At 58.1% G+C, this 12,448-nt stretch carries 10 protein-coding genes; 5 read left to right on the top strand and 5 right to left on the bottom strand.

The genetic code is table 11. The annotated features are described in order from the left end of the window. Positions 1 to 191: 191 nt before the first annotated feature. Positions 192 to 851 (bottom strand): YggS family pyridoxal phosphate-dependent enzyme, encoded by a 660-nt coding sequence (locus tag CPJ18_RS20685; protein WP_153366891.1) that lies wholly within the window; start codon positions 849 to 851, stop codon positions 192 to 194. Between the two features lie 194 nt (positions 852 to 1,045). Here CPJ18_RS20685 and leuS point away from each other — a divergent pair, with 194 nt between their 5' ends. Genes leuS through holA form a run of 3 tightly spaced genes read left to right on the top strand, consistent with a single transcriptional unit; the run spans position 1,046 to position 5,263 of the window. After that, the gene (leuS, locus tag CPJ18_RS20680) at positions 1,046 to 3,676 is read left to right on the top strand and encodes a leucine--tRNA ligase (RefSeq protein ID WP_103659842.1); all 2,631 of its coding nucleotides are present in this window, start codon (positions 1,046 to 1,048) and stop codon (positions 3,674 to 3,676) included. Next, positions 3,669 to 4,214: a hypothetical protein gene (locus CPJ18_RS20675; RefSeq protein WP_167397945.1), complete on the top strand. Its 546-nt coding sequence runs from the start codon at positions 3,669 to 3,671 to the stop codon at positions 4,212 to 4,214. Before leuS ends, CPJ18_RS20675 begins: the two co-directional genes overlap by 8 nt. 11 nt (positions 4,215 to 4,225) lie before the next feature. After that, complete coding sequence (gene holA, locus CPJ18_RS20670) at positions 4,226 to 5,263, top strand: DNA polymerase III subunit delta (RefSeq protein ID WP_103659840.1); 1,038 nt, start codon at positions 4,226 to 4,228, stop codon at positions 5,261 to 5,263. Between the two features lie 66 nt (positions 5,264 to 5,329). On the opposite strand, the gene fdxA is transcribed toward holA, so the two are convergent. The 4 genes from fdxA to CPJ18_RS20645 all read right to left on the bottom strand — a co-directional run bounded on the left by fdxA (position 5,330) and on the right by CPJ18_RS20645 (position 10,941). Beyond that, the gene (gene fdxA / locus CPJ18_RS20665; RefSeq protein WP_077103158.1) at positions 5,330 to 5,668 is read right to left on the bottom strand and encodes a ferredoxin FdxA; all 339 of its coding nucleotides are present in this window, start codon (positions 5,666 to 5,668) and stop codon (positions 5,330 to 5,332) included. A gap of 207 nt (positions 5,669 to 5,875) precedes the next feature. Further along, positions 5,876 to 6,292 (bottom strand): RNA-binding S4 domain-containing protein, encoded by a 417-nt coding sequence (locus CPJ18_RS20660; RefSeq protein ID WP_103659839.1) that lies wholly within the window; start codon positions 6,290 to 6,292, stop codon positions 5,876 to 5,878. Positions 6,293 to 6,295: 3 nt separating this feature from the next. After that, a complete protein-coding gene (locus tag CPJ18_RS20655; RefSeq protein ID WP_103659838.1) occupies positions 6,296 to 9,403 on the bottom strand; it encodes a helicase-related protein in 3,108 nt (1,035 codons plus the stop codon). Between the two features lie 296 nt (positions 9,404 to 9,699). Continuing rightward, positions 9,700 to 10,941, bottom strand: a complete 1,242-nt coding sequence (locus CPJ18_RS20645) for a ubiquinone biosynthesis hydroxylase (protein ID WP_281063046.1) — start codon at positions 10,939 to 10,941, stop codon at positions 9,700 to 9,702. A gap of 59 nt (positions 10,942 to 11,000) precedes the next feature. Here CPJ18_RS20645 and tesB point away from each other — a divergent pair, with 59 nt between their 5' ends. After that, positions 11,001 to 11,885 (top strand): acyl-CoA thioesterase II, encoded by an 885-nt coding sequence (gene tesB / locus CPJ18_RS20640; RefSeq protein WP_103659948.1) that lies wholly within the window; start codon positions 11,001 to 11,003, stop codon positions 11,883 to 11,885. A 212-nt stretch (positions 11,886 to 12,097) separates the two neighbouring features. Continuing rightward, positions 12,098 to 12,448 (top strand): P-II family nitrogen regulator, encoded by a 351-nt coding sequence (locus CPJ18_RS20635; protein WP_045230924.1) that lies wholly within the window; start codon positions 12,098 to 12,100, stop codon positions 12,446 to 12,448.

Raw genomic sequence — 12,448 nt, 5'->3', positions numbered from 1 at the left:
CCCTGCGGGGCACCTCAGGATGAGGGTTGCTGCGTTGCGCGAAAAACCGAGCGGTCTACTACTGGTTAGTAAGATGTTCGCATTTGGTACCAAGAGTTGATGGCGCAGCGGTAGCAGCCCTCCTCCTGAGGTGCCCCGCAGGGGCCTCGAAGGACGAGGGCTGCTACCGCCGTACCCTCGACTTCCTACACTCAGCGCGTGCCGAAAATCGCCGACCCCACCCGCACGCTCGTCGCGCCGAATTCAATAGCCGTTTCGAAATCGCCCGACATGCCCATGGAGAGTTTCTCCAACCCGCATTCCTTGGCGAGCTTCCCCAAAAGCGCAAAATGCGGTCCCGGATATTCCTCGGCGGGGGGAATGCACATCAGCCCTTCCACATTCAACGCCAACTCGTCGCGGCACATCGCAACGAACGCTACGGTCTCGCGCGGATCGATACCCGCCTTTTGCGGCTCAAGCCCCGTATTGACCTGAACATAGAAACGCAGCGCCCGCCCTTGCTTCTTAGCCTCATCGGCAAGAGCTTTGGCAATCTTCTCACGATCGACGGTTTCGATCACGTCGAACAACGCCACCGCATCCGCAGCCTTGTTGGATTGTAGCGGTCCGATCAGATGCAGCTCGATACCAGCGGTCTTTTCCTTCAGCGCGGGCCACTTGCCCTGCGCTTCCTGCACGCGGTTTTCGCCGAAAATGCGCTGCCCGCAATCGATCACCGGCTGGATCGCATCACCCTCGAATGTCTTGGACACCGCAACGAGACTGACGCTGTCGACTTTCCGCCCTGCTTTTTCCGCAACCGCTTCAATGCGCTGCGTGACATCCAAAAGGCGCGCTTCGATTTCCATGATTAGACCTTCATTTAAACTCGAGGAGAGGGTTTCAGTAGCCGCCGCTGGACTTGATGCCAAGCACCATTGTCACCATTTGAACGCTGTCGCTTAAGATTGCACCCGCAGCAGCCCCACCAAACTTGACGCATACGCCGTTTCGTGGTGAAGGTCAGCGCGAATTTTCCCCTTGATACCCGGATTACAGAAGTATGGCCATCGAACGTTATAATCCTCGCGACGCCGAGCCGCGCTGGCAGCAAAAATGGAATGAAGACAATGTCTTCGTGACCGACAACAGCGATGCCCGCGAGAAATATTACGTTCTCGAGATGTTTCCATATCCATCCGGCCGCATCCACATGGGCCACGTTCGCAACTATGCGATGGGTGACGTCGTGGCTCGCTACAAGCGCGCGCGCGGTTTCAACGTGCTGCACCCCATGGGCTGGGACGCCTTCGGCATGCCTGCGGAAAATGCGGCCATGCAGAACAACGTCCATCCCAAGGATTGGACCTATCAGAACATCGCCAGCATGCGCGGCCAGTTGAAATCCATGGGCCTGTCTCTGGACTGGACCCGTGAATTTGCCACCTGCGACGTGGAATATTACAGCCAACAGCAAGCGCTGTTCATCGACTTCATGGAAAAGGGTCTGGTCTACCGCAAGCAGTCCAAGGTCAATTGGGACCCGGTCGATCACACGGTTCTGGCCAATGAGCAGGTCATAGATGGGCGCGGCTGGCGCTCTGGTGCGCTGGTTGAACAGCGCGAACTGACGCAATGGTTCTTCCGCATCACCGATTTCAGCCAGGATTTGCTGGATGAACTGGACCAGCTCGACCAATGGCCGGAAAAAGTCCGCCTGATGCAGAAGAACTGGATCGGCAAGTCGGAAGGCCTGTCTTTGCGCTGGCAGACCGTCGCCTCCACGGCTCCTGCGGGCTTCGATGACATTACCGTTTATACGACCCGCCCCGACACGCTGTTCGGCGCATCGTTCCTGGCCATCGCTGCCGATCACCCATTGGCCAAGACCCTGTCCGAATCCAATGCCGAAATCGCACAGTTCTGCGACGAATGCCGTCGTCAGGGCACCTCGCTGGCAGCCCTCGAAACGGCTGAAAAGCGCGGTTTCAACACCGGCGTCAAGGTCGTACATCCCTTGGACCCGAGCTGGGAACTGCCGGTCTATGTCGCCAACTTCGTGCTGATGGATTACGGCACCGGTGCCATCTTCGGTTGCCCGTCTGGCGATCAGCGCGATCTGGATTTCGCCCGCAAATACGATTTGCCGGTCGTGGCCGTCGTCATGCCGGAAGGCGAAAACGCTGAGACCTTCGGCGTTGCCGACACCGCTTATGTCGATGACGGCGTCATGATCAATTCGCAGTTCCTCGATGGTATGACGACGACGGAGGCTTTTGAAGCCGTCGTGGCTAAGCTGTCGGAGCAGACGCTGGGCAGCGAGCCGCAGGCAGAACGCAAGGTCAATTTCCGTCTGCGCGACTGGGGCATTTCCCGCCAGCGCTACTGGGGTTGCCCGATTCCGGTCATCCATTGCGAAGTCTGCGGCGTCGTGCCGGTGCCGAAGAAGGATCTGCCGGTCAAGCTGCCTGATGATGTGACCTTCGATGTGCCGGGCAATCCGCTGGATCGCCACCCCACATGGCGTCACGTCTCCTGCCCGCAATGCGGCCACGCGGCGCGCCGCGAAACCGACACGATGGACACGTTCGTTGATTCGAGCTGGTACTTCACCCGCTTTACGGCACCGTGGGAAAGCCAGCCAACCGACCCGAAGGTCGCCAGCCACTGGCTGCCCGTTGATCAGTACATCGGCGGCATCGAACACGCGATCCTGCATTTGCTCTATTCGCGCTTCTTTACCCGCGCGATGAAGGCGACCGGCCATGTGGACGTGAAGGAGCCCTTCAAGGGCCTGTTCACGCAGGGCATGGTCGTGCACGAAACCTACCGTCTTGGCGAAGGTCAGAACGGCCAATGGGTCGTGCCTGCCGATATCCGCATCGAAGAAGTCGATGGCACACGCCGTGCCTTCCTTCTGTCGGGCGGCGACGAGGTTCAGATCGGCTCTATCGAGAAGATGTCGAAGTCGAAGAAGAACGTTGTCGACCCGGACGATATCATCGCGTCCTATGGTGCCGATACCGCCCGGTTCTTCGTTCTGTCGGACAGCCCGCCGGACCGTGATGTTATCTGGTCGGAAGCCGGCGTCGAAGGCGCACACCGCTTCGTCCAGCGCGTTTGGCGCATCATTGGCGAGGCAGCGGAAGAGTTGAAGTCCGTCAAGCCTGCTCCGGCCACGCAGGGCGAAGGACTTGTCGTTTCCAAGGCAGCCCACAAGACGCTGAAGGCTGTCCAGGACGATCTCGACAAGCTGGCCTTTAACAAGGCGATTGCCCGCATCTATGAACTCGTCAACACGCTGGCCGGTCCGTTTGCGGATATCGCCAATGGCGGCAAGCCGGATGATGTGAAGGCTGCTGCCCGTGATGCTGCCGAAATCCTCATCCGCCTGATTGCGCCGATGACGCCGCATCTGGCTGAGGAATGCTGGACGACGCTGGGCAATGAAGGCCTCGTTGCGCAAAGCCCATGGCCTGTCTTCGTGCCTGCTTTGATCGAAGAAAATGACGTCGTCATGCCGGTGCAAATCAACGGCAAGAAGCGTGGCGAATTGACAATTGCGCGCGATGCGGATCAAGATGCCGTCAAAGCGGCGGTTATGGAACTGGATGCCGTGAAAACGGCGCTGGCCGGAGCCGAGCCCAAGAAAATCATTGTGGTACCACAAAGGATTGTGAACATTGTTGTCTGATGCCTATTCCAAATGGGGCCGCATAGCAGCCGCAATCTCTGTCGTTCTCTTGGCTGGAGCCCTCGCGGGTTGTCAGGTGCGCCCGCTGTATAGCCAGGCATCCGGCACGCGTGAGAAGTTCGAAACCGTAAACTTCACCGCAGCCAGCGATCGGGTCACCCAGGAAGTGCGCAACCAATTGGTATTCCTTGCTTACGGCGGCGCAGGCGCTCCGAAAACCAAGGAATACGAGGTCAAGCTGACCGTCAAATCCAGCGCGACCTCGACTGAGGTCACTGACGATACGAGCCTTTCTGTCAGCAAGAACAATTATGACGGTCCTTATCCCGGCCGTGTCAGCATGACCGGCAAATATGTGATTACCCGTATTTCGGACGGTCAGGTTTTGCGCGCAGCAACCCGCACCGTCACTGCCATGCTTGACCTGCCACAACAGGAATTCGCCAAAATTCGCGCTATCCGGGATGGTGAAAACCGTGCCGCGCGGGAACTGGCGGAAATCATCAGCACAGATATCGCCGCCACGCTTGGCCGCTAAGAAACCGGCTGATGACGGAAATCAAATCCCATGAATTCGAACGCTTCGCCGAAAAACCGGCGGAGCGTTTTCGCGTATTCGTTCTCTATGGTCCCGATCGTGGATTGGTCTCCGAGCGGGCCTCTCTCATCGCTTCCAAGACAGGCATAGACCCCAACGATGCCTTTGCGTCCTTGAAACTGACGGCATCCGATCTGCAAGGCGATCCGGGCCGTTTGCTGGATGAGGTCAACTCTATCGGCCTGTTCGGCGGTGAGAAGCTGGTTTGGGTCAAGGGTGCCGCCAACGAAAAGGCGCTGGTGGACGCGCTGCAAATTCTTTCGGAAACACCGCCCGAATCGAGTTTTCTGATTATCGAAGCGGGTGATCTGAAGAAAGGCACTGGCCTTCGCAAGATCGCCGAACCCTCGCGCACCATTGCCGCCATTCCCTGTTATGCAGACGATGCCCGCGCGCTGAACGCGTTGATCGACCACGAGCTTTCGACCGAACATCTGCGCATCGCTCCCGCCGCCCGCCAGCGCCTGACCGAATCGCTGGGCGGAGACCGCATCGCCTCGCGCAACGAGGTACGCAAGCTGGCGCTCTACTGTCGTGGCCGTGATGTGATCGAAGAAGATGACGTGTTGGCGATTATCGGAGATGCCAGCGCCGTGTCCGCCGATGATGCCGTAGACGCAATCCTGAAGGGCGACCGCAACGCCTTTTTCCACGCCACCCAGAAGATCATCGCTTCCAAGACGCCAATTTTCTTGGTGCTGCAAGGTTGCCTGCGACAGTTTCAGTTGCTGGATCAGATGCGCGCCGAAATGGACGACAAGAAGCTGCAGGCCGGTCAGGTCATGCTGACATTGGGGCGCGGTGTCCACTTCCGCCGCAAACCCGTTATCGAAAGAGCGCTGCGGACATGGCAGCCAGCGGCGATTGCCCGTGAGATGAACCGGTTACAGTCTGCCATCCTCCAAAGCCGTCAGCGGCAAAGCCTGGAGGAAAGCGTGGCATTGCTGACCTTGCTCTCCACCACACTGCAATCCGGGCGTGGCAGCTAAGCCAAAACAAAAAAGCCTCCACGGCGCAAACCGGGAGGCTTTTCAAATCATGCGACAAAAGATGGATCAGTCGCCCTTGCCAGGCTCAGCTGAAAAATACAGATCGAGCTTGCCGTTGACGCCGTCCATTTCCTTGGCTTCCGGCATCGGGTCGCGCTTGATCGTGATATTGGGCCAGATCGCCGCATATTCGGCATTCAGCGTCAGCCACTTGTCGAGACCTGGTTCCGTATCCGGCTTGATCGCCTCTGCGGGACACTCAGGTTCGCACACACCGCAATCGATGCATTCGTCGGGATTGATCGCCAGAAAATTTTCGCCCTCATAGAAGCAGTCGACAGGGCATACTTCGACACAGTCGGTATATTTACAGCGAATGCAATTATCAGTCACGACATACGTCATGATGGACTCCAGAATATGCAGGCCGGGTCATTGGGCTATCGAAACACAAGCCGTCGCCCGGAATTCAGACAGGGCATTTTTGCAAGTGAGGTAATGCCTTTGCTGAGAGATAGCAAGGATAAACGTTTCTGAAAGACCAGGCTATATGAGTGGATTATTCCGATCCGTTCAGATGTCTTCAATCGGCGGACTGCCGTAAAGCCACTATCATTCGAAGCCTTCGCCACTGTCTGAAATAAACCGGTCGAGCGCGCGGCGTTCTTTCTTCGTCGGGCGCCCGCTGCCCGGCTCGCGCATCGCCTGCTCCAGCGGTGTCATGCGGTCTCCCGGTGCTGGCGGCGGGGTCTGGTCGTCGTAGAGAAGCTTGGCTTCCTCGTAAGGCCCGCGCCGCTCGCCGGATGCCAGCACCACCAGAATTTTGCTTGAACGCTCGAAGGACAGTTCCAGCTTGTCACCCGGCTTCACCAAGTGACTGGACTGGCGAACGGCGTTGCCGTTGACCCTCACATTGCCGGATAGAATATAGCTCTGGGCAAGGGAGCGGGATTTGACCATACGGGCGAAGAACAGCCACTTGTCGAGGCGCTGACGGCCTGCATCATGTGGCTGTTGCTTCTCACCCATACCTTACTTCTTCAGCTGGTCCTTCAGAGCAGCGAGCTTGGCGAAAGGCGAATCCGGGTCCATCGGCTTCTCCTTGCGTGGTGGCTTGGCTTCGAAACGCTGCTGACCCTGCGGCTTGCCGCTACGGTCGTTACGATCGGGCCTGTCCTTGCGCTCGCCACGATCGGGACGATCATTGCGATTGTTGTTGCCGTTGCGGTCTGGACGACCACCATCGCGCTTACGGTCGCCGTCACGCTTGCGATCACCATCGCGAGGTGCACCATCACGCGAAGCATTGTCACGCGGCGCAGCCTTGCGGTCTTCGCCACCCTCTGCGCGGCGTTCACCCTGGCCACGGTTGGCTGGACGACGGTTATCACTGCGTTGGGTGTCGTTACGACCGCCCGGACGCCACAGCAGAACCGGCTTCGGTTCGCTGACCTCGGCAGGTGCAGCCTCAGCGGCTGGCTCCTGCGCCGTCTCAGTGGCTTCAGTCGGTGCTGCTGCTTCTTCCGTTGCCTTGACAGGCGCGTCTTCCGCCTTCACGTCGGCAGGCGCTTCCACAGCGGACGCGTCTTCCGAAGATGTCTCGGCATCAGCGTCGTCATGCGATGCGGTCTCTTCAGACGGTGCAGCGTCCGCAGGTGCTTCAGTCTTTACAGCGTCGGTCGTCTGGCCAAGGAAGGTCGCAGCGTCTTCGGCGCTTACCTGATCGGCGCGGTAGCCAAGACCTTTGAGAATTTCTTCCATATCGTCGAGCGTCGCACCCAGAATGGAAAGCATGGCAGTGGTCGTGGTGAAACGACGACCGTCATAGGCACCTTCAGGGCGCGGCTGCGTACCCGGCTTCCACTGCAACAGCGGACGGATAAGATCGGCCAGACGTTCTAGAATGTCGATACGCACGGCGCGCTTGCCAAGGAAGCGGAAGCCCGCAAGCTTGTAGAACATGCGCTCATAGCTGGCGTCGGTCACGACAGACGTGCGGCCAGCAGCGAGAACCGGAATGAGATCGCCGTAACCCGGTTTGCCCAGACCATCGTTCTTCAACGCCCAAAGCAGCGTCACCAGCTCTGCCGGAGCAGGCTTCAGAAGCGCAGGCAGGAAAACGTGGTATGCACCGAAACGAATGCCGTAGCGGCGCATGGAGGCGCGCGCATCCTGATCCAGCGTCTTGACCTCTTCGGTCACGTCGCGACGGAACAGAACGCCGAGATTTTCCACGAGCTGGAACGCCAGACCCTTCGCCAGACCCTGAAGGTCTTCGGCGCGGGAAATATCGTCCAACGGCTTCAGCACGGTTGCGATCTGGTGGTTCACGAAACGCTCGATGCGGGCAATGGCGTGGTCACGCGCATTGCCGCTCAACTGTTCGTCGGCCAGCATGATGACACGCGGCTTCATGATATTGTCGCCAGCCGTAAGACGAGCAACAGGCTCACCCAACCAGCGGACCAGCCCATCAGAGCTCAGCGCGAGATCGCCGTTGCCACTGGCATGCAGGCGCGCAGCACGCGCCTCATATTCCAACGCAAGCGCCTTCTGCGCTGCGCCTTGCACAGCCTTGGCATCTGGGCCTTCGGCTCCGGCCACCGGTGTAAACCGGAAACCCGCCAATTGGCCGACATGATGTCCTTCAACAAAGACATCACCATTCACACTGATTTCAGCTTCAAGCATCGCATTCTCTCTTAGGCGCCTCATGAGCACAGATGTCCTGCGATCAACAAAGCGTTTCGTCAACCTTTCATGTAAAGCATCGGACAATCGATCTTCGATTTCCCGAGTCTTTTCTTGCCAGTGTGTCGGATCGGCAAGCCATCCTGGGCGGTTTGATACATACGTCCATGTTCTGATCTGCGCAATCCTTGCAGAGAGCGTATCGATCTCACCGTCGGTGCGGTCTGCCCGACGCACCTGTTCGGCCATGAAATCCTCGTTGACGGCACCATGTTTCACGAGGTCGAAATAAAGCGTCGAAATCAAGTCGGCATGCTGTGCCGGCGCGATGCGACGAAAATCCGGTAAGGCACAGGCCTCCCACAGTTTTTCCACGCGCGCAGCATTGGTGGTTATGTCGACGATCTCGGGGTAACGCGCAAGATGTTCCAGCGCTTGCTGGTCGATTGCCGGCAGTGCGCGCGTCAATCCCTGAATGCTCGGAGCCGTATCGAGGCTTGCCCGCAAATTACCGATAGAAGAATAATCGAAGTTCTTCGTGCGCCATTGAAGCACTTTGACCGAATCGAACTGATGTGATTCGACGCGGTGCACCAACTCGTCATCGAATGGATCGACCTGGCCCGTCACACCAAATGTGCCATCGCGAAGGTGGCGACCGGCGCGACCGGCAATCTGCCCCATCTCACCCGCATTCAGGTTGCGGAACTGGTAGCCGTCGAATTTACGGTCCTGCGCGAAGGCAACGTGGTCGACATCGAGATTGAGACCCATGCCGATGGCATCCGTCGCAACAAGATATTCGACATCGCCGTTCTGATAGAGACCGACCTGCGCATTGCGGGTGCGCGGAGACAATGCACCCAGCACCACGGCCGCCCCGCCCCGCTGGCGCCGCACCAGTTCGGCGATGGCATAGACCTCGTCCGCGGAAAACGCGACGATGGCCGTGCGTTGCGGCAGGCGGGTGATTTTCTTCTGTCCGGCATAAAACAGTTGAGAAAGCCGGGGCCGCTCCACCATCACGATGCCGGGCAGCAGCTTTTCCAGAATGGGCCGCATGGTGGCGGCACCCAGCAGCAGCGTCTGTTCACGCCCGCGAAGATGCAGAATGCGATCGGTAAAGATATGGCCGCGCTCGAGATCTCCGGCCAGTTGCACCTCATCGATGGCCACGAAAGCCGCCGTGGTTTCACGCGGCATGGCTTCAACGGTACAGACGGAATAGGGCGCTTTGGGCGGGGTGATCTTCTCTTCGCCGGTAATCAGCGCCACATTGGGCGCGCCGACTTTTTCCACCAGCCGCGTATAGACTTCACGGGCAAGCAGCCGCAAAGGCAGGCCAATGACACCGCTTCCATAGGCAACCATGCGCTCGATGGCATAATGCGTCTTGCCGGTATTGGTGGGTCCAAGAACGGCCGTAACACCGCGGCCGCTCAAGATCATGGGGCGAGAATTCAACGTACTATCCGTAAGATCGACTGAACTGCTGTTTTAGAACCATTCGGAAACGTTCCGTCCGCCTCTTCCCACCACACATGGCAATCGTGACGGTCAAAGGCAAGGTGCCAGCACGCGAAAGGCGCTTTCAACGGGGCTTTTGCCGTGATTACATTGGCTGGAACATCTTGCGAACGAATCAGCGACGAATCGCTAAAGTTGCGGATTCAGCTTTTGTTCACGGCAACATGTGGCCTGTGTCGGTGTTATCGCCAACCAAATCCTGAATCATCCCATCTGGATTAAAGCGGCTGACCCGCCAACAATCGCGGCCCGCCCTTGTCATTGGTGCCTGCGGCCTGACCGATAAAATAGGACTTGAGGCCCGGAATCCGGTCCACTATCCCCAAACCAAAGTCGCGCGCCACACGAATGGGACCGACATCATTGGAAAACAGTCGGTTCAGCACATCGGTGGTAATGCCCATGCGCACCGTGTCGAAGCGCCTCCAGGACTGATAACGCTCCAGCACGTTCAGCGAACCGATATCGAGGCCAAGACGATCCGCCTCGACAATGGTTTCGGCAAGTGCTGCGACATCCTTGAAGCCGAGATTGAGGCCCTGACCCGAAATCGGGTGAATACCGTGTGCCGCATCACCCGCAAGTGCCAGGCGCGGTGCCACGAAGGCGCGGGCCAGCGTCAGACCCAGCGGAAATGCCCGCCGTGGACCGACCGGCCTGATCGTACCGAGCTTATGGCCGAAGCGGCGTTCCAGCTCTTCCTCGAAGACCAGATCATCGGCTGCCACCAGTTGATCGGCGTCAGCAGTGCGTTCCGTCCACACCAGCGACGAGCGATTGCCCTTGAGCGGCAGAATGGCAAAAGGCCCGGATGGCAGGAAGTGCTCTTCGGCGCAGCCATTATGCGGACGCTCGTGTTCCACTGTTGTGACGATGCCGGACTGATCATAGGCCCAATGCACCGTCTTGATGCCGGCCATATCGCGAAGCGCCGAGCGGACACCATCGCAGGCCACCAGCAGCCGGGTTTCAAATGTGGAGCCGTCAGACAGCGTAATAAGATTGCTGCGTGGCCCGGCCTCGAAGCCGGAAACGCTCAGGCCATGGCGGATGGTCACGCCCAGCCGTTCGCACAGCCCGCGCAACGCACCCACCATGGCGACATTGGGCACCATATGCGCAAAAGGCTGGCCGTCGGCCACGTCGCCATCGAAGGTCAGGAAAACCGGGCGGACCGGGTCGGAGGTCTTGGAATCCGTCACGATCATCCTGTTGATCGGCTGTGCTTCCGGCAACAATTCATCCCAGATGCCGAAAACATCCAGCATCCGCGATGCCGCCGCGATGATGGCGGACGCCCGCATGTCCTTCTTCCAGACATCTTCAGGAGCCGCCTCGATGACCTCGACATTCAGATGTGGCGCGCCCTGCTTGATGGCAACAGCAACGCCAAGTCCGACATATCCGCCGCCTGCAACAACCACATCCAACATCATGACTTCTCCCGCATTCTTGTGAATCTCACAGCCGCACTATAGACCATCACCAAAGGTCTTCCTACAGCCGGAGCATGTCGAAAATGTCGCGCCCTTTCGAAAATACAGCGCCACTGGAAAAACTGATTTCCACGCTCGATCTCGAAAAGCTCGAGGAAAATCTGTTTCGCGGCACCAGCCCGCAGGTTGGTTGGCAACGTGTTTTCGGCGGCCAGGTCATCGCCCAGGCGCTGATGGCGGCACAGCGCACCGTGGCTGACAACCGTTTCGTCCACTCCCTGCATGCCTATTTCATGCGCCCAGGCGACCCCCTGGTGCCGATCATCTATCAGGTCGACCGCATTCGTGATGGAGCCAGCTTCAACACACGGCGCATCGTCGCCATCCAGCATGGTCATGCGATCTTTTCCATGTCGGCTTCTTTCCAGATCGATGAGGGTGGCTTCGACCATCAGGCCACGATCCCCAACGTTCCACAGCCGGAACAGTTGATGAGCGAAGAACAGATGCGCGATGCTTTTCTCGCCAAGGCTCCGCCCGCCATCCGAAAATACTGGGAAAACAAGCGCCCGATCGAGATCAGGCCGGTGTCGTTGACGCATTACATCTCGAAGGAAAAGCTCGATCCGCATCAGAACATCTGGGTCAGAGCCGTGGGTGACGTCCCCGATGACAGGCACTATCAGGCGGCTGTTCTGGCCTATCTTTCCGACATGACGCTGCTCGATACATCGCTCTACGCCCATGGCACGACGATCTTCGACCCCGCCGTTCAGGCCGCAAGCCTCGACCACGCCATGTGGTTCCACCGTCCCTGCAAGCTGGACGACTGGCTGCTCTATAGTCAGGATAGCCCCAGTGCTTCAGGTGCACGTGGATTGACACGGGGCAGTCTTTTTACCCGCGACGGTGTTCTGGTTGCGTCCATGGCCCAGGAAGGCCTGATCCGCAAAATGGCAAATGATTAATTATTATGCAATTTTAGAATTTCGCATATTAATTTTGCATGAATGGCGCAAAACCGTGCCTATTTTACAGACTTATTTATTATAACCCATATTTTTCAGTAACTTATAAAATCACCTTCAAACTGGCACACGCCTTGAATGTACGAGACCAGTCGCGGTTGTTGATCGATCAGCGGCAGGAGGGTCGGCTCCATGCCGAGGACAAACAAAGGATGGGAAACCAGATGAAAATTGTGATGGCCATTATCAAGCCGTTCAAGCTGGACGAAGTGCGCGAAGCACTTACCGCTGTCGGCATTCAGGGCCTGACCGTGACCGAGGTCAAGGGTTACGGTCGCCAGAAGGGACACACCGAAATTTATCGCGGCACCGAATACGCGGTCAGCTTTCTTCCCAAGTTGAAGATTGAAATCGCTGTTGCCTCCGATCTCGTGGAGAAGGCTGTAGAGGCCATCGCGTCCTCCGCCAAGACGGGACAGATCGGCGACGGCAAGATTTTCGTCTACTCGATTGAACAGGCCGTGCGCATCCGTACCGGCGAAACCAACACAGAAGCGCTTTAA

The organism is Agrobacterium rosae, from assembly GCF_002915175.1.
In the GTDB taxonomy this organism is placed as follows: Bacteria; Pseudomonadota; Alphaproteobacteria; order Rhizobiales; family Rhizobiaceae; genus Agrobacterium; species Agrobacterium rosae.
The sequence above is the reverse complement of the archived record's forward strand: the minus strand, read 5'-3'. Positions and strand labels throughout refer to the sequence as shown.